28 protein-coding genes and 1 other RNA gene are annotated in these 22,066 nt (G+C 49.2%); 3 read left to right on the top strand and 26 right to left on the bottom strand.

The annotated features are described in order from the left end of the window. Positions 1–296: 296 nt before the first annotated feature. Positions 297–647, bottom strand: coding sequence for a hypothetical protein (locus EKM94_RS05100; protein WP_125598468.1), 351 nt, complete (start codon positions 645–647; stop codon positions 297–299). A 296-nt stretch (positions 648–943) separates the two neighbouring features. Here EKM94_RS05100 and EKM94_RS05095 point away from each other — a divergent pair, with 296 nt between their 5' ends. Continuing rightward, positions 944–1,720, top strand: a complete 777-nt coding sequence (locus EKM94_RS05095; RefSeq protein ID WP_125598465.1) for a Cof-type HAD-IIB family hydrolase — start codon at positions 944–946, stop codon at positions 1,718–1,720. A gap of 283 nt (positions 1,721–2,003) precedes the next feature. Beyond that, positions 2,004–2,370, top strand: a transfer-messenger RNA (tmRNA) gene (gene ssrA / locus EKM94_RS05090). Positions 2,371–2,530: 160 nt separating this feature from the next. Here the strand turns inward: ssrA and EKM94_RS12330 are convergent. From EKM94_RS12330 to EKM94_RS05010, 18 genes are all read right to left on the bottom strand, one after another. Continuing rightward, positions 2,531–2,668: a hypothetical protein gene (locus EKM94_RS12330; RefSeq protein ID WP_164511114.1), complete on the bottom strand. Its 138-nt coding sequence runs from the start codon at positions 2,666–2,668 to the stop codon at positions 2,531–2,533. Between the two features lie 5 nt (positions 2,669–2,673). Further along, entirely contained in the window at positions 2,674–2,826 is a 153-nt protein-coding gene (locus tag EKM94_RS12325) for a hypothetical protein (protein WP_164511113.1), read from the bottom strand. 2 nt (positions 2,827–2,828) lie between these two features. Next, positions 2,829–3,506 (bottom strand): ABC transporter ATP-binding protein, encoded by a 678-nt coding sequence (locus EKM94_RS05085; protein WP_125598462.1) that lies wholly within the window; start codon positions 3,504–3,506, stop codon positions 2,829–2,831. Position 3,507: 1 nt separating this feature from the next. After that, a complete protein-coding gene (locus EKM94_RS05080) occupies positions 3,508–4,767 on the bottom strand; it encodes an ABC transporter permease (protein WP_125598459.1) in 1,260 nt (419 codons plus the stop codon). A 5-nt stretch (positions 4,768–4,772) separates the two neighbouring features. Then, on the bottom strand, positions 4,773–5,231 hold the full coding sequence (locus EKM94_RS05075; protein ID WP_125598456.1) for a hypothetical protein: 459 nt from the start codon (positions 5,229–5,231) through the stop codon (positions 4,773–4,775). Between the two features lie 246 nt (positions 5,232–5,477). Further along, the gene (locus EKM94_RS05070; protein WP_125598453.1) at positions 5,478–5,924 is read right to left on the bottom strand and encodes a hypothetical protein; all 447 of its coding nucleotides are present in this window, start codon (positions 5,922–5,924) and stop codon (positions 5,478–5,480) included. A 23-nt stretch (positions 5,925–5,947) separates the two neighbouring features. Next, a complete protein-coding gene (locus EKM94_RS05065; protein ID WP_125598450.1) occupies positions 5,948–6,409 on the bottom strand; it encodes a hypothetical protein in 462 nt (153 codons plus the stop codon). 79 nt (positions 6,410–6,488) lie between these two features. After that, complete coding sequence (locus tag EKM94_RS05060) at positions 6,489–7,682, bottom strand: acetate/propionate family kinase (RefSeq protein WP_125598448.1); 1,194 nt, start codon at positions 7,680–7,682, stop codon at positions 6,489–6,491. 13 nt (positions 7,683–7,695) lie between these two features. Beyond that, positions 7,696–8,709: a class I SAM-dependent methyltransferase gene (locus EKM94_RS05055; protein WP_164511112.1), complete on the bottom strand. Its 1,014-nt coding sequence runs from the start codon at positions 8,707–8,709 to the stop codon at positions 7,696–7,698. Between the two features lie 124 nt (positions 8,710–8,833). After that, positions 8,834–9,025 carry a hypothetical protein gene (locus EKM94_RS05050; protein ID WP_125598442.1) on the bottom strand — a complete coding sequence of 64 codons (192 nt, stop codon included), beginning with the start codon at positions 9,023–9,025 and terminating at the stop codon, positions 8,834–8,836. Further along, entirely contained in the window at positions 9,012–9,653 is a 642-nt protein-coding gene (locus tag EKM94_RS05045; RefSeq protein WP_125598439.1) for a competence type IV pilus minor pilin ComGF, read from the bottom strand. The genes EKM94_RS05050 and EKM94_RS05045 overlap by 14 nt, the downstream gene beginning before the upstream one ends. After that, positions 9,586–9,861 (bottom strand): LapA family protein, encoded by a 276-nt coding sequence (locus EKM94_RS05040; RefSeq protein WP_125598436.1) that lies wholly within the window; start codon positions 9,859–9,861, stop codon positions 9,586–9,588. Before EKM94_RS05040 ends, EKM94_RS05045 begins: the two co-directional genes overlap by 68 nt. Further along, entirely contained in the window at positions 9,848–10,234 is a 387-nt protein-coding gene (locus tag EKM94_RS05035; RefSeq protein ID WP_125598433.1) for a substrate-binding domain-containing protein, read from the bottom strand. The genes EKM94_RS05040 and EKM94_RS05035 overlap by 14 nt, the downstream gene beginning before the upstream one ends. Positions 10,235–10,277: 43 nt before the next feature. Beyond that, positions 10,278–10,625, bottom strand: coding sequence for a competence type IV pilus major pilin ComGC (gene comGC, locus EKM94_RS05030; protein ID WP_125598430.1), 348 nt, complete (start codon positions 10,623–10,625; stop codon positions 10,278–10,280). A gap of 2 nt (positions 10,626–10,627) precedes the next feature. After that, the gene (locus EKM94_RS05025) at positions 10,628–11,620 is read right to left on the bottom strand and encodes a type II secretion system F family protein (protein WP_164511110.1); all 993 of its coding nucleotides are present in this window, start codon (positions 11,618–11,620) and stop codon (positions 10,628–10,630) included. After that, positions 11,613–12,596 carry a competence type IV pilus ATPase ComGA gene (gene comGA, locus EKM94_RS05020; RefSeq protein WP_125598424.1) on the bottom strand — a complete coding sequence of 328 codons (984 nt, stop codon included), beginning with the start codon at positions 12,594–12,596 and terminating at the stop codon, positions 11,613–11,615. Before comGA ends, EKM94_RS05025 begins: the two co-directional genes overlap by 8 nt. A gap of 195 nt (positions 12,597–12,791) precedes the next feature. Then, a complete protein-coding gene (locus EKM94_RS05015) occupies positions 12,792–13,526 on the bottom strand; it encodes a YebC/PmpR family DNA-binding transcriptional regulator (RefSeq protein ID WP_125598421.1) in 735 nt (244 codons plus the stop codon). Positions 13,527–13,727: 201 nt separating this feature from the next. Then, complete coding sequence (locus EKM94_RS05010; RefSeq protein ID WP_263853229.1) at positions 13,728–14,261, bottom strand: VanZ family protein; 534 nt, start codon at positions 14,259–14,261, stop codon at positions 13,728–13,730. 183 nt (positions 14,262–14,444) lie between these two features. On the opposite strand from EKM94_RS05010, the gene EKM94_RS05005 reads away from it, so the two are divergent. Next, a complete protein-coding gene (locus EKM94_RS05005) occupies positions 14,445–15,668 on the top strand; it encodes a DUF4097 family beta strand repeat-containing protein (RefSeq protein WP_125598417.1) in 1,224 nt (407 codons plus the stop codon). Between the two features lie 206 nt (positions 15,669–15,874). Here EKM94_RS05005 and EKM94_RS05000 read toward each other — a convergent pair whose 3' ends face one another. From EKM94_RS05000 to EKM94_RS04970, 7 genes are all read right to left on the bottom strand, one after another. Next, positions 15,875–16,681: an ABC transporter ATP-binding protein gene (locus EKM94_RS05000; protein ID WP_125598414.1), complete on the bottom strand. Its 807-nt coding sequence runs from the start codon at positions 16,679–16,681 to the stop codon at positions 15,875–15,877. Then, a complete protein-coding gene (locus EKM94_RS04995) occupies positions 16,674–17,585 on the bottom strand; it encodes an ABC transporter permease (RefSeq protein WP_125598411.1) in 912 nt (303 codons plus the stop codon). Before EKM94_RS04995 ends, EKM94_RS05000 begins: the two co-directional genes overlap by 8 nt. A 151-nt stretch (positions 17,586–17,736) precedes the next feature. After that, positions 17,737–18,696, bottom strand: a complete 960-nt coding sequence (locus EKM94_RS04990; protein ID WP_125598408.1) for an ABC transporter substrate-binding protein — start codon at positions 18,694–18,696, stop codon at positions 17,737–17,739. Between the two features lie 350 nt (positions 18,697–19,046). Then, positions 19,047–19,355, bottom strand: coding sequence for a hypothetical protein (locus EKM94_RS04985; protein WP_125598405.1), 309 nt, complete (start codon positions 19,353–19,355; stop codon positions 19,047–19,049). Positions 19,356–19,847: 492 nt separating this feature from the next. Continuing rightward, the gene (gene sfsA / locus EKM94_RS04980) at positions 19,848–20,567 is read right to left on the bottom strand and encodes a DNA/RNA nuclease SfsA (RefSeq protein WP_125598403.1); all 720 of its coding nucleotides are present in this window, start codon (positions 20,565–20,567) and stop codon (positions 19,848–19,850) included. After that, positions 20,567–21,163, bottom strand: coding sequence for a GNAT family N-acetyltransferase (locus EKM94_RS04975; protein ID WP_125598400.1), 597 nt, complete (start codon positions 21,161–21,163; stop codon positions 20,567–20,569). Before EKM94_RS04975 ends, sfsA begins: the two co-directional genes overlap by 1 nt. Continuing rightward, on the bottom strand, positions 21,160–22,053 hold the full coding sequence (locus EKM94_RS04970; protein WP_125598397.1) for a DegV family protein: 894 nt from the start codon (positions 22,051–22,053) through the stop codon (positions 21,160–21,162). Before EKM94_RS04970 ends, EKM94_RS04975 begins: the two co-directional genes overlap by 4 nt. Positions 22,054–22,066: the final 13 nt, after the last annotated feature.

Here is a 22,066-nt window from a genome sequence, read left to right as displayed (position 1 = left end):
TTTCAAATACTACTTTTTTGTGAACAAAAAACTTCTAAGAGTGTGAGCCAACCTGGGTAGCTTCCGAGCATTAGCCTAGCAATTGTTTTGGAGGCGATTCTTGCCTCCTAGACAAATGCGTAGCTAAGCGGAAGAAGCTAGGTTGGCGATCACGTTTCGTCTAAGAGTGTGAGCCAACCTGGGTAGCTTCTGAGCATTAGCCTAGCAATTGTTTTGGAGGCGATTCTTGCCTCCTAGACAATTGCGTAGCTAAGCGGAAGAAGCTAGGTTGGCGATCAGGTTTCGCTGCTGCGCGACTATTTAGACTGATATTTGATTGGTAATTGTCCGATCCGCATCAAATAATGACGTAATTTACTTTCCAAAAGCAGAAAGCTACCCCAAGCCAGTAAACCAGTCAAGGCCAGCCATAGCGGGCTCAAATGGTTCAAGTGATAGTAATTGATGACCAGCCCCATACTTAATTGTAAGACACCTGTCAACAAAAGCATATCCCGACACCAACGCTGCGCCAAATAAAAGCCACTGGTCGTTTGACGGGCCAACAAAGATTTATAGCTAAGCACGGTCGATGGTTTTTGAGCGGGATGAAAGAGAAAAATCAAACCAAAAATAACAAATGCACTACCAAGTACTGTATTGATCATTAGGCAATTCCTCCTACAGATATGTCTAGTATATCATGTTTTCTATGGAATATGGCCAACCTGCGCGTCTTATCATAAATTTAATTAAAGCGCTTCATCGATTTACCGTTTCCAAGTTCCTTGTGATTTCAGAATAAGGTAATTTTACCAAGCCCCAGTTATCTGTTAAAATGGAAACGATCGATCTTTAGAGCAAGATCAGGTTAGCAACAGAATCAAGCTAGCTATGGAATCAAGTTAAAATGGAATCCAGCAAAAATAGAATCAAGTTAAATTGACACACGGAGGTCACAAATTTGGCAACAGAATATCGTGGCGTCGTCTTCTTCGATCTTGACGGCACCTTACTGAACGAACACTCACAGATCAGTCCCGAAGTGGGCACGGCGATCCATCAATTACGGAAAAATGGCTATCTGCCCGTGATCAACACTGGCCGTTCGCCTTTGGAAATCGTGGACACTTGCCAGGCAACTGGCATCGATACCTTCGTTTCCCTAAATGGCAGTTATTTGGAACATCGCCAACGCCCGGTTTACCAAGGCGTCATTGAGACAGAACTGATTCGCGGCATGGTTGACCTCGCCACCGAACTAAATGACTCATTATCGTTTTATAGCAAAGACGCGATCCACGCCATCAAGGATGACGCTAATCTACAAGCCTCTTACCATTCGATCCACACACCGGTGCCGACGATCGAGCCAGCTTACTATCTGACCCACGAAATTCTAATGTTGCTGGTGCTGACCACGAAAAACGACCAGATCTACCAAGAACGTTTTCCAGAGTTCACTTATTACCGGAACGGCGCCTACTCCATCGATACCGTGCGCCAAGGAAACTCCAAAATGAATGGGATCATTGAACTGATCGATCGCCTGCATTTGACTGATCTGCCGACTTACGGTTTCGGCGATGGTCCCAACGATCTGACCATGTTGAATTACGTTGATCACGCCGTCGCTATGGCTAATGGCATCCCGGCAGCCAAGGAAGCCGCCGAGTTTGTCACCAATAGTAATCGTGACGGGGGGATCATTAAAGGTCTGCAACACTTCGATTTGATCTAAATGAATCGATGAACGCCCTCATAAATCAGCCGGTCCTTTTCGCCTCCAGAAGATCACTTTGAATGCCAACACTGCCAGATCATCAGCCACGCTTTTTTGAAACGTGTTCGCTACCCCAGCTTCTTCCGCTTAGCTACGCCAGGATTTCGGAGGCCAAGCCCAGCCTCCAAAATCCTGGCTAGGCTAATGCTCAGAAGCTGCCCGGGGTAGCTCGCACTCTAATGCCAATGGATTTGCTTGTCACATGCGGGCACTGTGGTATAATACTTAAGTAACCCAAATCGGGGGCGTTCTGGATTCGACATTTGTATCTGGGCGTGAATTGCATTCCGTAGGTCGCGTCTACGTAAAAACGCCACAGTTAATCTAACTGCAAACAAAGAAAACACTTACGCAGTAGCTGCCTAAAAACCAGCTAGCGTGATCCTGCTGGATTTACCTAAGGTTCAGATTTAGGGTCTCAAATTAATTAGGTTACGCACCACGTTGCCGTCTGAGGCGTGGTGAAGAGATTCGCAGACTCGTCATTAGCGGTTAGCCATGCGGTGCGGCGCGCGCTGATGATTAAATCCCAAATAGTACAGCTATGAATGTAGACGTTTGCGTTGCAGTATGGATGGACAGGGGTTCAATTCCCCTCGCCTCCATTTCCAGGCTTTTAATTGCTTCCTTTGAACCGTCAGAATGTTGTCAAATCAACATTTTGACGGTTTTTGTTTGCACTCGTTTTGCTTGATTTGAAATCGCGCGTGCACATGATGTGCGCATTTTTTTGGGTACAAAAATAGCACTTAGCGCAATTACTAGGTGCTACATCTCCGCCATGGTGTCTCGAATGCTTTCATACATCCAACCGATTCTCATAGGCCCATATTTGACGTCAAAACTCGCTGTTTGAAGCAAGGTGGCCATGATCTCATCAATTTCAAAAAATTCATCATCAGCCAACAGAGTCAGAGCGCCAAGATGATTGCGACAACAAGCAGCGCGACGCCGAGCAATAAGAGAAGATATTGCGGCCAGCGACGGCGAATTTTCGCTTGAAAACTAAGGACCACCAAAATCAACCCCAGAAAGAATGAACCTATCATTGCCCAAAATCCCATTGTTATCGCTCCTTCACTAATTGCCCGGACGCCATCCGAAAAATATACTGATGCTGCTCGGCGACCAAATGATCGTGGGTCACCGTCAATACCGTCTTCCCTTGGGCGGCCAACTGCGCCAACAAGGCCACCACGCTGGCGGCGTTCTGTTCATCCAACGACCCCGTCGGTTCATCCGCCAAGATGATATCGGGGTCATTGATCAAAGCGCGGGCCAACACGACCCGCTGCTTCTGCCCGCCTGAAAGTTGCCGCGGATACTTATCCAAGAGGGTTTCGATGCCGATCTGTGTCGCCAGTTGCTGAACGCGGTGGGCCAGCACAGCTTTATCCTGTTTGTCCCCGTAGATCGTTGGCAACAAAATGTTCTTTCGAACCGTCAGCCTTTCAATCAATAACGCCTCCTGCAAGACAAAACCGATCTGAGAATTACGCAGATGCGCTAACTCACGGTCATTGAGATCGTTGGTCACAGTTTGATCCAAACTGACCGTGCCCTGATAGTCACGATCCAATAACCCGAGAATATTTAGCAACGTGCTCTTCCCGATTCCCGATGGCCCAATCAACGCAGTCATCGTTCCCGGCGTCAGCGCCAGTGACAGGTCCCACAGCACTCGCTGCTCCTGACCATGTTGGGAAAAGGATTTTGAAAGCTTAACGCCAGTAAGTTTAACCATTTTAATTGACCTCGATCGTTGTTCCATGACGTGTGGTTCCTTGACGGACAGTTCGCCGCGCAATCACGCTAAGCAGTAGCGCCAGCACCAATAAAATCAGCGCCACAATGGCTAAGGCAAGCAAATCATCGTTCCTGATCAAGGTTGTCTGGGCCAGCTGTACGCCTCCAGATGACGCGGGATCTTGCATAAATCGGGCCAGCATTCGCGCGGCAGCCACCGCCGGACCTAAGGCGATCACGGACGCCAAGGCTTCCAAAATAAAAGTTGCCAGGAAAACATCATTCGGCGCCAAGCCCAGCGCCAAACGAAGCGTAATTTCTTTTTGAGAATCCCTGATTGTTTTGATGGTATTCCAGACTAAAAAGCCGGCAGTCCCCAGCAAAATGACCAGTGCAATAATGACTAAAGGATCCTGTTGACGATAAAACGTGAGAAATTCATTGATATTGGCTTCGACGGAATAGAATTTCACCTTGAAGATCTGATCTCGATTGATTTGCCGGCTGATTGCTGGTAACTGTTTGGTGGCTTTGCCAAAAACAAGCAGGTCCTGCAACCCGGCTGACAGCTGATCCGGACTAAGGGTCGCCAGATCTCGCTGCCGCAATGGTCGAACAATCGTATTATTCAATAAATCTTCAGAATCCAGCATGTACATCGACTGAATGCCCTGATTCGCTTGCAAAATACCACGCACATAATAAGACTCCGACCGCCCCAAACCGGGATCTGTTAGTTTGAATGTGTGCCCCAAGGGTAAGGCCGCCGCTAAATTCGCCCCGACAAGAACCGGAATCTTTGACCCCGTTTGTTGGAAAACGGCATTGTCCAACGGCTCACCTTGAACCACGGTCAGCGGATAGAATTTGAAAAAATGCTGATTGGCAAACATTAATTCCGCCGTCAAACTCTCGGTCCCCTTGGCGTTCGGAAATTTTTGCGTCGTCGTATAGCGCCAGTGCAACACGTAATCACCAGTCTTTTCCAGACTGGCCATGATCGCAGCTGTATTTTTGGCGAGTTTCTCCGGATCATTTTGGTAAGCCTGATTCAATTTCTCTGGATCTGACTGATTATTTCCCGCGTAAACCTCTTCACTGCGCAACGCCGCCAGCCCCTGATAACCACGGACGACCGAAACAAGCGAACTCGTACAAATAAAGGCGATGAAGGCAAACGCCATCATGAAGAGCACGCCCAAAATCGTCAGCACCATCCGCTTCAAATAAACATGCCGAATAAATTCGAAATATTTCAACCCCGTCACCTGCCCACTAAATACAACCAAAGCGCAACTTGTTGCCCGACAAAGAGACCCAAAATCAGCGCAAACCAACCAACTAAGCTAATCGAGCAAGTTCGCGACGCCAACGCGAACCACCCGCCCAAACCAAGGATACCGGCCGCCGCCCCGATGATGCTTAAATCAACTAGTGGCAAGCCGTTGACACTTGCCGCGGTCGCCCCCAGAATAACGCGCAACCGCCGCTCAACTCGCGTTTGTTCACTCAGGTGATAAATCACCAATAATCCACCCAAGTCAAAGAAGAGTAGCAAGCCGAACAACAGCGGCGGATGTAGCGTCAACAACAGGAGCCAGCGATTCGTCGTTTGGAAATCAGCTTGGTACAAAACTAAGGTCACAGCCAACAGACCGGCAAATAGCAGATCAATGATCAGAATGATGATTCGATTGCCACACAACACCACATCCTTGTCCATTCGCCCAAGCCTCCCGAATAGTTGAACGCGCTTTCATTTCTTATTTTATTCCTTATCTTGTTATTATCAAGCTAGTCTTAATCTTTGTGAACATTCTTAATAAACCCTTAATCGTTAGCTTCTCGCTTGTTGCCGTTAGTTGGTGCCCGGATCCGCCCACGCAAAAAATCGTTTCTCAAAACAATCAGGCGCTTTGGCCCAATTGAAAAAGAAACGATTTCGCAGTTAGATTATTGAGAATATAAATCAGTGTTTGGGATCGATCGGGATCTCCACTTGGACCACCTGAAATTCACCGGTTTCTTCATCGACCTGGTAATTCTCGATCTTGATCGGTAAGAAATCAGTACTATTAGCCAGTGGTTCAATGATCACGGATAGATCATCTGTTTTAAACGCTCGCTGGATCCGCTGATAAACCGGCTTCACCCGACCGTTCTTCACCGGTTCGATCCAGTAATCATCGGCGATCAAAGTGAAAGCCTCACCGATCCCCAAGTTTTCCGAACCAATAAAGTAGCGGAGACCACCTGGGATATCATGAAAAGCAATCCCAGTAAACTGAGTCAGATCAGGGTATTGAGCCAGAAATTTCTCGATTTCATTGTTCAATTCGCCATCTCGGGTCGCCTGATTGCTACCTTGCCACCAACGGCCATAAAAAATACGTTGCTTTCGTTGTTCAATTGCCATTTTTTCCACTCCATTGTTGCTGTTCATGATGATTGCTGATTAATGTGTGCTGTCACGAAGTCCCGAACTTCCGCCTCGGTGGCCATCAACTTGAGCTGATACTCGCGCTGACCGAAGTCGATCAACGTGAGAAGCGTGCGATCGGCCGTATCCGTTTCAATCCGGAAATCACTAAAGGCCCGCCAGTCCTTGAGGCCGTTAGTACTTAAAGAGGTCAAAACATAGCGCTTGCCCAACCCCTTCCGAATCACGGCCCAAAGCAGTGCGGTCAACGCGAAAATCGCCAAAACCAGGTGCTGGACCGCATCAGTGGTCGCCGACAAGCGTAAATTCAAAATCGTGAGTCCCACGGCTAGGATCCCGCCAATGATCAAGCGGACCATTGACCAACCTGCATGGATCTCCAAGAAGAACCAGTTCGTGGCCAAGGCAACCAAGTCGAAAATTCCGATCACGATCGCTAACCACAAATAACCTACTGCCATCACGCCACCTCCCAAACAATCATTCTTAGCAAAAAAAGGGCGGTCAGTGCCGCCCTCAGTATTGTTGTCACTCGATTGTCTACGCTAGATTCGTCAATTTGATCACATCGCGAACGATCATCAGCTCTTCATTCGTTGGCACGATCAGTACCTTGACCTTTGAATCCGGTGCTGAAATCACCCGTTCAACGGCTTGAACTTTGTTAGCTTCCTCATCCAGCTTCGCACCGATAAAGCCAAGACTATCGACAATCATCTTCCGAACTGGAATCGAGCCTTCGCCCATCCCGGCGGTGAAGACCAAAGTATCGACGCCACCCATTTCAGCCACGTATTGTCCAACATAACGAACAATGCGGTTAACGAAAATATCAATCGCCAACTGTGATTCTGGACGCTCAGCTCTGGTATCAAGTAAATCACGCATATCAGGAGACAGCCCCGAAATGCCCAGCAAACCAGATTTCTTATTAAGGATGTCGATCATCTCATCGGGATCCGTAATTGAGAGTTTCTTCATTAAGAATGCAACTAGAGAAGCGTCAATATCGCCGGAGCGTGTACTCATCGTCACACCTGCCAGCGGTGTGAAGCCCATTGATGTATCAAATGATTTACCATCTTTAATGGCGGTGATCGAAACACCACTGCCTAAATGCATGGTGATCATCCGCTGGCTCTTCAAAGGCACGCCCAGAATTTCCGCCGCTCGTTGTGAAACATAGCGGTGACTAGTTCCGTGCGCTCCATATTTCCGAGCACCATATTTGTGATAGTAATCCATCGGCACGCTGTAAAGGTAATTGACTTCTGGCATTGACGTATGGAAAGAAGTGTCAAAAACAGCAACCTGCTTGGCATGTGGTAAATTATGCTGGAATGCTTGGATTCCCTTGGCCTCATTAGGATTATGCAATGGCGCATAGGCAGATAATTCAATGATCTTTTGTAGATTCTCTGGGGTGACTTCAGCAGACTCTTTAAAAAATTCACCGCCAGCAACGATTCGGTGACCAACACCTTTGATTTCGGTCAGGTCAGCGATGATTCCCGAATCCGTCAAGCGTTGCAGCAACAAACTAACTGCCTTTTCTTGATCGGGAATATCGATCTCGTCTTTTGTTTTCGTACCATTGAATTTCACTGCGAACGTCGAACCTGGAAGGCCTAAACGATCGACCATGCCCGAAGCGATTTCCGTTTCCTGAGGCATTTCGAAGAGCTTCCACTTTAGTGTCGAACTTCCCGCATTTACCGCTAAAATCTTAACCATTTGTCAATCTCCTCTATAAATTATCCCGCGCCCAGCCTTGCAACTCCTGTGAGAAATGCTGAACGGCAGTAACTTTATTTAAATCTGGAACTTTGGCTATCAAAACTTCCTTGGCCTGCTGCGCATCATCGCCGTGTTTTTGCAAGACGATCAATGCCTTTTCAGCCTGCTGATTTTGGAAAGTCGTGTTCGCTAAACTCAAAGACGCCTGTAAATAAGCGTGTTTGGTCAGCCAACCCAACAGATCTAGGGCACCCGCACTATTAAACAGGTTCGCTGGGACCACAAAGATCCCCCACCCGCCAGGAGCTAACATTTTGATGCTTTGCTCGATCAGCAAGAAATGGGCAAAAGAATGGCCACTTTTTGCATGCAGGTCATAAGCTTGCGCCCGTGAATCCACCGGATAATACCCCACCGGCAAATCCGCAACAACCACATCAGGGGCACGATCCAATAACCAAGGCATCAACGCATCTTGATGCATCAGAGCCAAGTCGCTAGGAAGAAACTCACTTAACACCGCCGCTAGCGCCAACAGATCATCATCATTATCCAGCCCCACTAACCTGACCTCAGGAACACGAAACCGCAGTTGCTGCCGTAACGTGAACAGCAAACTGCCCGAGCCAACCGTAGGATCCACGATCGATAAGGCCGGGGTGTCTTGCTTCATGAAGGTCACCAACAACAAGCTAATCAACAAGCCGATCGCATTTGGCGTCGCTTGGAAGTTGGCCTGTGGATGGTCTTGTTGCTGGCGTCGGAACAATAATAACTGACTGAGTTCTAGCCGTTGTGCTGCCGATAAGGAGACCCATTCGATCTGGGCATACTTTGCCTCTAAGTCAGCAACCGTTTCAGCGTTGGGAGCACCATTTTCCACATGAACTTGATGCTGGAGCAGATTACTCAATGTTTCTGTCAAAGCAGTTAGATAGTCAGAATTCAACGCTGATCGTAACAGTGCCACAGCAGAATCAATCTGCTGATACGTTTTCTCGATTTGATCCAAATTCGCCGTCATCCCGTCACTCCAATCAATGATGAACCTAGTTGCCATTTTACCGATATCGTCACGGATATGCAAGCATTTTCAGACGAATCGCAAGCGTGGTCTAGTTCAGATCGGGCAACCAATGGCGGTGAACTTACTTGAGTTGACGCCGTAATTGTTGATTTTGCTGTTGATAATAAAAGTTTTGATTCTGATAATGGGTCACGCGCTGGCTGTAATAACTTTGGAACAATCCGATCAAGAGGAGATCAAAGGTTAGAATCGTCAAAGTTAATAACGTAATACTACCAGCACGTTTCCGCCTGCAAAAGTTAGTTGGATCCATCTGTCACCTCACTCATGTCTCGCTGGTCTTCAATTTTCTGGTGCTTGTCACTGACATCTTCAGGACTGGTATCAGCGGCGTTCGCCTCATTTTTGGTTGGGCGCTGGTTCGGCCAGATTAAATAACAGCGGTGATAGGTTGTCTGCTTCTCATCCATCATTTTCAAATCCAAAGTCAGGAGTGGCGCTTGATAGTCCCAGCTGATCCGCAACACTCGTTGTAACAAAGGCATGTAGCCCGCACCATCTTCCGCCGACAGCAGAACATCACGATAACTGGCGCTTTTAGGCTTTTCCAATTTATGTGACAAATAGAACCGTTTACCTTGTTGATCGACCAGCAATAACTTGGTTTTCGTGCTGCAAGACCAATCGATCGTCATTTCCTGAAGCGTTTCTTCCAGTTGGAGCAAGCCTACCTCGGTGGGCGCCTGCTGACCTGTTTGGACCAGTTGTGCGCCGATCCGACATAATTGTAAGTTGCCCACTAATAACTGACAGGTCAGCAGCATAATGAATAGGCTGGCCGTTACTTCGGCTAAGGTGAACCCAGCACACTGTTTATTCAGAATCTTCCGGATCAAATTGCGTTTGGGGCTGTTGGACTGCCCAAGTTTGTTTGAGTTCATTATTCTCCTCGATCAATCTTTGGTTCGTGGCCTGCAATTGATTAAGTTGCCGTTGATCGACCGTGATCGTTTCAAATAAGAAAAAGCTGATCAAGATAACCACAATCAAGTCCACGACAGTTTCCCACAAGATAAATCCGGCGTTTTTCTGAGAACACACCACTTTATGATTCGTTTGTCGGCGAGGATACTGGCTATTTCCGATCAATTTTCAATCGCCCCCAGCGCATTTGTGGTTTGAGATCATACTGGCAATATTGACCACGCCAACGAATCGTATTTGGTGATTTGACCCGTCCTTGACTGATCAACATCCGTTTGGTCCAGTTCTTTTCGATCATTACGGTTGCGGGATAATGTACACAATGCGGTTGGCGCCAGGCCGCTGCCTCGAAAACAACTTGTTTACCTGGCTCGTCGATCATCATGGTAACGTCCTCACGGTGAGCCAAACTATAGTCAAAGGCCTGTTCATAGGCGTCTTGAAAGCGTTGGAAGGCTGCCCGTTCAAGGAGTTCATCCCAATTTGGCCGACAAAAATAACCACCAATGATCAACCCCGCACTGATCAAAAATAGCACTAGACTGATTTCAGCTAAAGTGAACGCGGCTTGACAACTGTTCTTATTCTGTCTCCACACAATAATTACCTGACTCATCCGTGCGAATCGTCAATTTCATCTGTTCCGCCTTTTTTTGCTGTTTCGAACTGATCAAACCTGCCTTAGCCAAGGAGGACCAGCTGACTGGTGCCTCCTGCTCATCATTTTGGTACAAGGTCACTTGGGTGTTCATATTAGTTACAAATGCCGCGTCAGTTCGTTGCTCGGCCATCTTCTTCTGCTGATTGAGATTCGGAATCATGATAAGTAACAGCAGGCCGATAATTAACAAAACCAGAGAAATTTCAATCAAAGTAAAGCCTGATCGCTTTTGCTGGCGGCGGGATAAATGTAGGTCCATCTTCTTCATTGTTAAAATCCTTTCATCATGTGATACATCGGTAAGAGAATTTGTAAATACAAACGGGTGATCATCAATGCAATCACCACGAATAAGAGCGGTTGAACTTGATCGATCAGATGTTGTAAGCGTTGATCGAGCCGCTGGTAACTTTGCTGGGCCAGTGTTTTCAGCGCGGCCCCCTGGAAAGCACGGGGGCGGCTTTGTGCCAGCAATAAGGTGAGCTTCCGGGGCAACAAGGGTTCTTCTTGAATGACGGTCGCCAGTGGCTGGCCTGCTTGCAACTTCAGCTGAACTAACGCGGCCACTTGCCCTTGTAGGGACTGGGGAACCGTGGTGATCAATAAAGTCAGAATATCTTGCAATGGTAGCCCACTAGCTATCAGCTGGGCCAGATCGGTGTAAAGCAAGTAATCGGTATAATCTCGCCAAACCTTGCCTAGGATCGGCCAACGCAAACGTCGACGAAGTTGTTGCAAACGTGATCGGCGCCGCCACCTCAACCAAGCGCACAATCCCACCAGGATCAGGCCAACGAAAATCACCCAACCGTAAACCCCCAACCCCTGAGCCTGTTGATTCTCCGGCACCAACTGCAGGATCTGGGGGCGTAAGTAGAACCGAACAAAAGCTGCCATGACCAACAACATCGCCAGCAATAATAAGGGATAAGTCAAGAGTTGCCGTAATTGGCGTAATTGTTGTTGCCGGCTACGCAATAATTTACTGTTCTCTTGGCAACAAACGGTCAAGTTCCCCTGTTGCGCTGCCAGCGTCACCTGCATCAATAATTCTTGATCACTGCAGATCTGGGCCAAAGCTTGGCCATAGTCGGCTCCGTTGGCGAGTTGACTCTGAGCAGCCTGATATTGCGTTAGTGATAGCAATTTCAAATCGTAGGCCATTTGGAAAATCGCGGCTTCGTTGAATCCGTTTGCCAATAGTTGGCCACTAAGATCCAAAAAGTCGATCAGCTGTTGCGGTTTTAATCGTTGCTTAACCACAGGCGAACTGCTGATAAACGGTTGAAGTGATTCGGTTTTGTTCGCAGGCTTGCTGTAAATCATTTTGCCACACCTCCCATTGATCGACATGGTGATTCTGATCCTTGACCCATTGCTGGATCAAGGATGCTGTCATCAGATCCAAGCCAACTGCTAAGTTCCCATCGATCAAAGGGACTAACCGTTGATAACTAGCAACCGTGACGACGCTGGCAATCGTGGCTGGTGCAACACCCAAGTCTGCCAAACGCAATAATGTCCCTGGTGCGCTGCGAGCATGGATCGTCGCCAAGACAGTATGCCCGCTTAACGCGGCCTGAACGGCGATTGCGGCTGTCTGAGCGTCACGGATCTCGCCAATGACCAAAATATCGGGACGGAGGCGCAAGCTGATTTTCAAAAGGGCTTGATAATCCATCTCTGCCAAATCATTGACCTGTAGCTGGGTGATCTCCGGCGCATTGATTTCGGTGGGATCTTCAATAGCCAAAACCATTTGTGATTGCGCCAATTGTTGGGCCAATTGGTACAGCAAAGTCGTTTTCCCAGAACCAGTCGGCCCCGAGAAAAGAAATAGGCCCCGCTGACGCAACTGCCCGCGCAATATTTGAAACCGCTGTTCATTGATAAAGTGACCATCAGCGCGAATCGGATAAAGTAACCGGATCACCAGGCATTCCCGATTTTGAAAATCGGCCACACTTGTCAAGCGCAGATCCAAGGTCAGCCGTTGCTCTTGATAATGCCAAGCACCGATTTGTGGTCGGCGTTGCTCACTAAGATCCATTTGGGCATTGAACTTGAAATAGTTGATCAATGCCTGCCCCTGAGCTAGATCCAATTGCATCACAAAAACACTTTGCCCGGTTTGACGTCCGTAAATCAACCAGCCCATCACAATTGGCTTCAAAAACAAGTCATTATCACCACGCTGCGCCGCCTGTTGAAGCAAGTCATAAGCTTGATCGGCAATCATCTTCTCACCTCCTTGACCTTAAATACGCGACGAAGCGCTAATTTTTTTATTTACGCTTGAAACTTTTGCTTGGTCCCCGAAAACCGATGGTGCCCAGGCCTGCTCAACCGGGAATGGCTATAAAAAGGGACACAAAAAGGCCGAGTCCCAAATTGGGGGCTCGGCCTTTCTTAGAAGTGCCAGGGTTAGCTAGTTTTAATCTTCGTCTGGTAATTCGCCGGCGTGATAAACTTCTTGAATATCATCGTCGTCTTCCAAAACATCGATCATTCGTTCAAATTGTTCAATTTTATCCGCGGGAACTGGGGTGGTGTTTTGCGGGATCATGGTCAATTCCGCGTTCGCCAACTGATACCCCTTCTTCTCCAAAGCATCCCGAACAGCTGCGAATTCCTTCGCGTCGGTGTAAATCTCGTAAACATCATCAGACGTTTGCAAGTCATCGCCGCCAGCGTCCATCACATCTTCCAACATCTGATCTTCATCCGCGTCGGTGGTTGTCCGATCAATAGCGATGTAGCCGCGACGATCAAACATGTAACTAACTGAACCAGTCGCGCCTAAGTTGCCACCATTACGAGTAAACGCTACCCGTACTGAGGAAGCGGTCCGGTTCTTGTTGTCCGTTAACGCTTCGACCAGAATAGCGACACCGCCTGGAGCATAGCCTTCATAAGTGACTTCTTCGTAGTTAGCGCCGTCGCCACCTTGGGCTTTCTTGACTGCACGTTCAATATTGTCTTTAGGCATGTTTGCTGCCCGCGCCTTATCCATCACCAAGCGTAATGAAGGGTTGTTCGCGGGATCAGGATCACCACTCTTTGCAGCCATATATAGTTCACGTGACAATTTTTGGAAAATTTTGCCCCGCTTAGAGTCTTGCGCATTCTTGCGGCCTTGGATATTGTGCCATTTTGAATGTCCTGACATTCGCTTCTCCTTCTTTCATCTACAAACTTGGTAAAAACCTTTCCTATCATACCAAAAAAACGGGACCGCCGCAATAGCGCGCCGACTTCTGCAGCGGAATTTGATCAGTTTCAGACCACTTTGCCAGCCTAAATGATCAAATCACAAAATCGGGTCTGGCCGTTGAGTTTGACTAACGATCGCCAACGCCCGTGGCTGTTACTATTTCAATCGTCTCATTGGTTGCGCCAAACCTTGGCGTCGCTGCCGGCGTTGTTGCACCAGCGCCCAAATCAAAGCGCACAGGAGAATCCCACAAAGCGCGCCCGTGGCGTCCAGCATGACATCTTGGATCAGCGGGCTCCGTTCACCGGTCAGTGATTGATGAAACTCGTCGGTCGCCGCGTAGCCAGTCGTCGCCAACCAAGTCACCGGCAGGCGAAACACCGGCCGGGGAAGTTGCCGACTTAAGCCCAGATAGGCGAAACCACCCAGCAACAAATAACTACCGAAATGGGCGGTCTTCCGCAATAAAAATTCGATAAAGGCCGCCGACCCATCTACTTGCACCGAATGAGTTCTGCCCGCATAGGTCACAGACCAATCTTTGACCCAGCTAGCCAGCCAATCGAAGCGGTGCCCATTCAGCGTGGGCACTAGCGTTTGTTGCGAATAAGTCATCGCCGAACTGATAAACAAAATGAGCATCACCATTAACGTTAATCCTAAAAAAAGTCTTTCACCGCGACGTGACAAAGATCTGTACCTCCTGCTCAACGCAAACTTGAGATTAGTTGTGGGCGCTGAAGTAAAGCGCCAGTGACTTTCGTCAATAATTCCAGTCATTCTATGCTAAAATAAGGGCATTACGATCAACGAACGTTTTATTATTTTAGCATTAAGTTGACGTTCGCTCAAATCACGGAAAGGAAGACCGAGATGTTTCCTGAGATTCGGACCGCCTTACAACAACATTTCCAGAAATTCCCCACAACGCCCGAAACAGAAGAAATTTATCGCAATTTGCTGATCGATCTAAATGAAACTGTCGCCGATAAAATCCGCCAAGGTCAAGATCAGCCCGCCGCGATCCAAGAGACACTGGCCAATTTGCCTGACCTCGATGAGATTCTCCAAGCGGTGACCGATAATGAGAAAACGGTGGATCATCGCCGCTTAGGCCAACTTTACGATCACTTTCTCGCCTTGAAATTGGTCAACAGTTCCAAGTTCTCCTGTGCCCATTTGAATCAAATCATTATTAGCTACCGCCAAGCGAAGATCAGCTTGCTCCCTGGGGCGGCGGGCGCCGATCTGGTGGTCAATGAGTACTGCAACTTGGCGCGCCCAAACACCTACCTCAGCGGCAAAAACGAAGGCGATAAGCTCAAGTTGACCCAACCGGCGCGGGTTCCCTTGGCATTCCTACGGATTCACGTTGAGATCATCGTGCCAGCGGATTACACCGGCTTCGTCTATTTGAGTAACAAGACCGGTAGCCTGCACTTGGTGGATCTGGTAGGTCATTATATTCTAGAAGCGAGCACCACCAGTGGCGCGATTCGAACCCGTAATTTGCAGCTGGATCAGATCCATTTGCAGACCAAAAGTGGTCAGATCACTGCCCGCAACCTGCAGGGCCAGCAATTGACCCTGCTGACCACCAGCGGCCGAATTCGCTTCAGTCAAGGCCAAGGTCGCGGACCTGATAGCATGATCAGCGTTCTGGCCAAAAGCGGCATCCTGACAACGACCGAACTGCAGGCCGCCGAAATCAATCTAGAATGCACTAGTGGCAACATTAGCGCCGATCAGTTGACAGCCCAGCGCTTCCATTTCTACGCCCGTTCTGGGGAAATCAACGGACAGCACCTGTCTGGCGGCGGTCATTTTGAGAACACTAGCGGCAACGTGAATCTAAGCTTTACCCAGATCGCCACCGATCTAACCTGTATCAACAAGAGCGGCTGGCTCAAAGTTCGTTTTCCCGAAACCAGTCATTACTTCTTCCACCTGAATAACCGCTCTGGTCAATTGGTCTTGCCCGAAGCAGCGCTTTATGAAACGCCGCGCACACGCCATCAGCAACATGGCCAGTTAGGTGCCGACCCCACCTTTAAATTGACCGCCCACACCAGCTCTGGCTTGATTGAGGTCAAATAGACCCAGCGGCGCCTAAGCGGCCAACCAAATCATTGCCGGTCGGCTTGGCGCTGACCACGTTCTAGCCACGGCGGTTGCCCCACACCTAGATGCAGTCGACCTGCCCAAACGAAAAAGCGCAAACAAAAACGCGATTTCCCAACCTGATCCGCTTACGAACTTAGCGGATCCAGGGGGATCGCGTTTTTTATTGTCTAGCAGTTGACCTAACTCAGTAAGACCCGATCGTCGGTCAGGTCCTGGCCACTTTTGTGCTTGAAAAGGGCCAACAGATCAGGCACGGTCAGCTGGGCTTTCTCGGCGCCAGCCACGTCAATGGCGATCTGCCCCTGATCCAACATGATCAGGCGGTTACCGAATTTCAAGGCGTCGGCCATATTATGGGTGATCATCAACGTCGTTAGTTGCTTCTCCGCGACCAACTGCGCCGTCAAAGTCATGACGATCTGGCTGGTTTGAGGATCCAAGGCAGCGGTATGTTCGTCCAACAATAGCAAGGCCGGATTCTGTAAGGTGGCCATGAGTAAGGTGATGGCTTGACGCTGGCCGCCGGAGAGCAAGCCGATCTCGGCGCTCAAGCGATCTTCCAAGCCCAGATTCAACAAGGCCAACTGTTCTTGCAAAAACTGGCGTTGCTTCTTTTTAACGCCAAAAGACCAGCAATTGCGCTTCTGTCCTCGTAAAAGGGCTAATGATAGATTTTCCTCAACGGTCAACAGCGGGGCTGTGCCCATTTGCGGATCCTGAAAAACACGACCGATCAAGCGTGCTCGCTTAGCCACTGTTTCATAAGTGACATCTTCGCCTTCGATCTTGATTTGGCCTTGATCCACCGGCAAACTGCCGGCGATGCTGTTCAATAAGGTCGACTTGCCAGCGCCATTACCGCCGATCACTGCCACGAATTCTCCCGGCGCCAGCTTTAAATCGATTCCTTTGAGAACGTGACGTTCATTGACCGTCCCCTGGTTGAAAAATTGATGTAATTTGCGTAATTCTAATGCGTTAGTCATCTTGATCTGCCTCCATTTCAGCGATATTTTTCTGGCGACGCCGGCGTTGGCCGATTCGTTTCTGTAACAACGGCACGGACAAGAACAAGGCCAACATCAAAGCGTAGAACAGGCGTAAGTTGTTCGGATCAACGCCCCATTGTAGGACCAAAGCGATGATCAAACGGTAAATGATCGCGCCGCCCACGATCGTGACCAAGCGCATCCCGAAGGATAAATTGGCGACCAGCACCTCGGCGATAATGATCGCGGCCAAGGCGATCACGATGGTCCCGATGCCCATGCTGCTATCGGCGTAGCCATTGATCTGGGCCATTAGACTCCCTGCCAAAGCGATCAGCCCATTAGAGATCATGTAGATGATGATTTTCATATTGTCCGCATTGATCCCATTGGCGGCGCTCATTTCCTCGTTGTTACCCACCGCTCGCGCGGCCAGTCCAACTTCGGTATTGAAGAAAACCACCAGCAAGCCGATCACCAAGGCCAACACCACCACCCCGATCAGAATCGCCGCACTGGAAGTGCTCATGTCTGGCAACAAACTGATCACGGTTTTGACCCGGCCCAACAAAGAAATATTGGATTGACCCATGATCAACAAATTCACTGAATATAAGCCGGTCAGGGTCAAAATACCAGTTAATAACGCGGGGATCTTCAATTTCGTGTGCATAAATCCGGAGATCAGTCCCGCCAAACAGCCTGCGAGAAAACCAGATAAGGTCGCTACCCACGGATTGACGCCGGCCACGATCTGCCGGGCGGTGATCGCCGCGCCCAGTGGAAAACTACCCTCCGCGGTCATATCCGCAATATCTAAAATTCGAAATGTTAAGTAAACGCCGATCGCCATGATCGACCATAAAAGCCCTAAGGATAGACTTGAAATCAATAAATCCATTTTTCCCAACCCACTTTCTTAATTGATGATCTGGCCATTTACGCGGACGACTCATGCCAAGCTCGAACTTGGCCAAGAATCCGGCTAAAACGGCTTAAATCAAGTTATTGCGCGTTAAACTCATTCATGATTTGGTTGCTAAGCGGCGGGGTTATTTCCCAAATTTCGCCGGATCGATTTTGAAAACAGCAGCCAATTTCTTGTTGAAACTCAGGAAACTTTTGGCTGGCTTCTCCACCGGTAATTCGCTGATCTGCTTACCCTTCAAGATCTTGACCGCCATTTGCGCCGTCTGCTGACCCAATTGATAGTAATTGATCCCTTGGGTAGCAACACCGCCCAATTGAACCATCGGCGTGGTCGCGGGGATCACCGGTGTTTTCGTCTTCTCCGACACCTTCCCCATCAACGCCATCGCCGCCGTCAAAACATTATCAGCAGGCAGATACATCACATCGACTTGGCGGGCCAAACTCGTCGCCGCTTGTTCCACATCATTGGTGGTGGCCACCGTCCGGGCAACCACTTTCAGACCAGCGCTTTTCAAAACTTTCTGGGCTTCCTTGATCTGGATCACCGAATTCGGTTCCGCCGCGTTGTAAAGCAAGCCAACCGTTTTCGCTTGAGGAAACATTTTCTGAAGCAAGGCGATCTGCTCACTGACCGGAACGCTATCGGTCACGCCGGTCACGTTCTTGTCCGGATGGGCGAAGGACTTGACCAAGCCAGCATCGACTGGATCGGTGATCGCGGTAAACAACAACGGCGTTTTCTGATCCACTGCCAACAACGCCTGCGCCGCCGGTGTAGCGATTGCTAAATTCAAATCGTTATGGTGATTGATCAAGCGCTCGCTCATTGCCCGCAAGTTGGCCTGATCACCTTGGGCGTTAACATAGTCGATCACCAAATTCTTGTCTTGAGAATACCCTTCTTTTTTCAATTCGGCGATGAACCCTTTACGTGCTTGGTCCAAGGCGCTTTGATCCATTAATTGCAAAATACCGACGTGGACTTTGCCATCATCAGTTTGCTGTTTGCTGTAATAATCAGTCCCAAAAACCAAAACCAATAACAATCCCAGCAAGATAAACAATGTTCGTTTCCGCATATGCTCCTCCAATTCCCTACGGACAAAAAAACCAGTCACAAGAAAGATTCTTGTGGCTGGTTGAAAACGTCCCGCTAAGGTAAACGCCCAAAGAAAAACCACATGGAATCCATCTCATCCATGTGGTTAGCTTAGTCTCACTAAAAGCTACGACCATCACGGATACAAACCTGCGCGCGGCTTGCATCCTGACGGTGCAACCCGCTATCCATAATAGGCGTAGTAATAATTTCTATTCAATTGTTGACAGGTCGTGTTGCTTAACATAACGATCACTCCAACAGTTTATTAAGATGTCTCTAAGAATACTGGCCCGAATGATAAAAGTCAAGTACTTTTTAATTAATTTATCATTTCTCGAGATATGAAAGCAGATTGGCCGCAGCTTGCGCTGCGAAATTCGGGGTGAGCTCGCTGTGGGCGCTGTTTTGAGCCAATCCGCAAAGTACGCGGCTTGTCTCAAAATCAGGCCTTGTCCTAAGCGGCAAAGCCGCCAAGGACAATTTCACGGCGATCTCACCCCGAATTTCTCCGCTCCAGCCGCTCAACGTTATAACAGCCGTTTGAGCACTCACGCCAACTGGTAGGCTATCGCCAATTGATGGGGAGCCACGCAATTGACGGCCGTGGTTAGTGGGTACCAGCCTTAAATTGGTCACACAGGAGCAGTCTGCCTGATGAACAAAACTAGTTCTTGGTGAATCAGCTGAATTAGTCAGTTTCCACCCATGAATTGTCGCAGGAGCAGATAAAGATGTTCAACAAATGCAAACTATACCAACCAACTATTCCCAATTCAGTTGGCATTGCCGTACCACCCCACAAAGGGCGATTGTTTGACCTCTAGCTCGCAAAACCACTTCGTCAAATCCTTCGCCTCGATTGCAGATAGACTCAATTCTGCCTAGCAACCGCCTCAGGACGTGTGGCTCAGCGGTGAGATTATTCTTAGCGATTTATCGCTTAGAATAAGACCTGATTTTGAGACAAGCCGCCGGGCTTGCGGATTGGCTCAAAACAGTGCCCACCGCGTTCCAGCCACGACAAACGTCCTGAGGCGGTTGCATCACCACCAAACCCAGCACACCTGCAATCAAGCGTAAATTTGACAACAGAACGCTATTTTTTCGAAAAAATCAGCACCCCCCAAACTACCCCGGCAAAATAAAATCAGCATCCAGTGAGAAGCGTAACGGCTCGGCCACCTCAATCGAATCTGCGGTCACCTGACAGCCGTAAACTAAAACCTGAACGCCAATAGCCTGCGCCGCAGCGATCGCCGCGGCCAATTCTGGTTGCAAGCGCCGATTGATCGTCATGGTCGTGATCCCGGCTGCCTGCACGATAAACAGCAGATAAGCCTGATAGCCAGCTCGTTGGGCGGCCATTAAGGTATGAACATGTTTCAATCCCCTGGTCGTCACCGCGTCAGGGAAGGCGGCCAGCTCGCCATCGAGTAAGGTCACCCCTTTGACCTCAACAAAGAAAGCCTCATTGTCGCGGCTCGTCCCAGCCAGATCCAACCGCGAATCTTGGAAGACCACTTCTCGACGAACCGCGGCGACTTGAGCAATGCCTGGCAAGGCGATCAAGCCACGGCGCACGCCATCTGCCGCCAAATCGTTCGGGATTTGGGAGTCAAGATTGATCCAGCGTCCCTCGTGCAGAACCGCAATCAGATCATAATCCGTTTTGCGCTGAGGACTAGGACAATAGGTCAAGGCAACGGTGGCGCCAGGAAGCAACAGTTCGCGGCACTTACCTGTGTTTTTGACGTGGGCTACCACCAGTTGATCGTTCAGCTGACAATTGGCAATAAAACGATTTGGGCGCGCTTGAAAAGTCGCCAATTTGACTTGCGAGTATCTCATTACAATTGGTCCGTATCTGGTTGATCCGCGTTCGATTGCGCCACGTTTGCTTGTTGCGCCAACCATTCCTGCCGCAACAAACTATAAGAATTGAGATCGATCCAACCTTGACTGGTCAAGAGTTCGTCATGACGGATCATCCCGTCAAGTTTGAAACCGGCATTCATGGCGACGGCATTGCTGGGCTGATTGCCCACGCCCGCATGGATCACGATTTTTTCCAGCTGATAGTCCGTAAAGCCGATCTGCACTAACGCCATCAGCGCGCGATGCATAATGCCCTGCCCTTGGAATTCTTGGCCGAGCCAGTAACCGACGTCGCTGATTTTACCGTCGGCGCGAAAGCCGTTGAAGCTGATCATCCCCACAATTTGTTGGCGCCACCAAATCGCTAAAACCAAACTCTTGTCGGTGCCAAAATCACGGCGACTCTGCTGGATCACCTGTTGTTCCGTCGCTAAAGTCGTCCCCGCTGGCCAATTCAGCCACTGACTCAAATAAGCGCAATTGTTGCGAATCAACGCCGTCAGCGCGCTGGCGTCTTGGGCCCGGGGCAAGGCTAAATAAAGCTCGGAATCAATTTGATAACCAATCATGCTTCTGCCTCCTGGCCTAGGCTGGCCGCTTCCGTGCGCCAATCTCGCGACCACAAGAGACCCATGACGCCTTCGCCTGTATGCACGCCGATCGTGGGGCCAATATGACTCGTCAGGACCCGCATTTGGGGAAAAGCTTGGGCAACTTGGGCCTGCCATTGCGTGGACGTCTCTGGGGCATTACCATCGATCACCGTCACTTGCAGCGGATAATCCGCGGCGGTCTGCGCGGCGGTTAGGTCCTGCAGCGCATGTTGCAAAGCCCGCCGCATCGTTCGTTCCTTCGCGACCGCGACGATTTTGCCAGCCTGATCGAATTGCAAGATCGGTTTCACCTGTAATAGACCGCCCAAAAAAGCGCTGGCGTTAGAGACACGGCCGGTTCGTAATAAATGTTTCAAATTGTCCACAGCAAAATCCACGCCCAACGTCGCGCGCAACGCGGTCAGTTTAGGCATGATCGTTGACGCGTGCTCACCTTGATCGACTAAGGACTGGGCATACCGCACCAAGTCTGCCTCACCGGCGCTGGCGATCAGCGAATCGAATGGATAAACTTTGATCGTCGTGACCGTTTGCGCATAGCGGGACAAGTTTTCGAAGAACGTGGTAATGCCACTGGACAAATTGATACAGATCACTTCATCATAGCCAGCCGCGGTCAACTCATCGAAGGCGGTTTGCATTTGGTGCATGGTGATTTGAGCCGTGGTTGGCAATTTGGTTTCTTGATGGAGACGCTGATAGAAATCAGGCGCGGTAATGCTGACATTTTCTAAATATTGTTCCTCACCGAAAATGACGGTGATTGGTAACATTTTGACGTTCATCGCGGCTGCTTCCATTGGAGTCAGATACGAAGCGCTGTCTGTTAAAATGGCTGTTTTCATGGTTGCCCTACTT

Source organism: Lapidilactobacillus achengensis (assembly GCF_003946655.1).
Lineage (GTDB): Bacteria > Bacillota > Bacilli > Lactobacillales > Lactobacillaceae > Lapidilactobacillus > Lapidilactobacillus achengensis.
The sequence above is the reverse complement of the archived record's forward strand: the minus strand, read 5'-3'. Positions and strand labels throughout refer to the sequence as shown.

Bases quoted from the DNA above. Each gene is read 5' to 3' on its own strand.
- EKM94_RS05100 (WP_125598468.1), bottom strand. From the start codon at position 647: ATGATCAATACAGTACTTGGTAGTGCATTTGTTATTTTTGGTTTGATT.
- EKM94_RS12325 (WP_164511113.1), bottom strand. From the start codon at position 2,826: ATGGGATTTTGGGCAATGATAGGTTCATTCTTTCTGGGGTTGATTTTG.
- EKM94_RS05085 (WP_125598462.1), bottom strand. From the start codon at position 3,506: ATGGTTAAACTTACTGGCGTTAAGCTTTCAAAATCCTTTTCCCAACAT.
- EKM94_RS05075 (WP_125598456.1), bottom strand. From the start codon at position 5,231: ATGGACAAGGATGTGGTGTTGTGTGGCAATCGAATCATCATTCTGATC.
- EKM94_RS05070 (WP_125598453.1), bottom strand. From the start codon at position 5,924: ATGGCAATTGAACAACGAAAGCAACGTATTTTTTATGGCCGTTGGTGG.
- EKM94_RS05065 (WP_125598450.1), bottom strand. From the start codon at position 6,409: ATGGCAGTAGGTTATTTGTGGTTAGCGATCGTGATCGGAATTTTCGAC.
- EKM94_RS05060 (WP_125598448.1), bottom strand. From the start codon at position 7,682: ATGGTTAAGATTTTAGCGGTAAATGCGGGAAGTTCGACACTAAAGTGG.
- EKM94_RS05055 (WP_164511112.1), bottom strand. From the start codon at position 8,709: ATGACGGCGAATTTGGATCAAATCGAGAAAACGTATCAGCAGATTGAT.
- EKM94_RS05050 (WP_125598442.1), bottom strand. From the start codon at position 9,025: ATGGATCCAACTAACTTTTGCAGGCGGAAACGTGCTGGTAGTATTACG.
- EKM94_RS05045 (WP_125598439.1), bottom strand. From the start codon at position 9,653: ATGAACTCAAACAAACTTGGGCAGTCCAACAGCCCCAAACGCAATTTG.
- comGC (WP_125598430.1), bottom strand. From the start codon at position 10,625: ATGAAGAAGATGGACCTACATTTATCCCGCCGCCAGCAAAAGCGATCA.
- comGA (WP_125598424.1), bottom strand. From the start codon at position 12,596: ATGATTGCCGATCAAGCTTATGACTTGCTTCAACAGGCGGCGCAGCGT.
- EKM94_RS05015 (WP_125598421.1), bottom strand. From the start codon at position 13,526: ATGTCAGGACATTCAAAATGGCACAATATCCAAGGCCGCAAGAATGCG.
- EKM94_RS05005 (WP_125598417.1), top strand. From the start codon at position 14,445: ATGTTTCCTGAGATTCGGACCGCCTTACAACAACATTTCCAGAAATTC.
- EKM94_RS05000 (WP_125598414.1), bottom strand. From the start codon at position 16,681: ATGACTAACGCATTAGAATTACGCAAATTACATCAATTTTTCAACCAG.
- EKM94_RS04995 (WP_125598411.1), bottom strand. From the start codon at position 17,585: ATGGATTTATTGATTTCAAGTCTATCCTTAGGGCTTTTATGGTCGATC.
- EKM94_RS04990 (WP_125598408.1), bottom strand. From the start codon at position 18,696: ATGCGGAAACGAACATTGTTTATCTTGCTGGGATTGTTATTGGTTTTG.
- sfsA (WP_125598403.1), bottom strand. From the start codon at position 20,567: ATGAGATACTCGCAAGTCAAATTGGCGACTTTTCAAGCGCGCCCAAAT.
- EKM94_RS04975 (WP_125598400.1), bottom strand. From the start codon at position 21,163: ATGATTGGTTATCAAATTGATTCCGAGCTTTATTTAGCCTTGCCCCGG.
- EKM94_RS04970 (WP_125598397.1), bottom strand. From the start codon at position 22,053: ATGAAAACAGCCATTTTAACAGACAGCGCTTCGTATCTGACTCCAATG.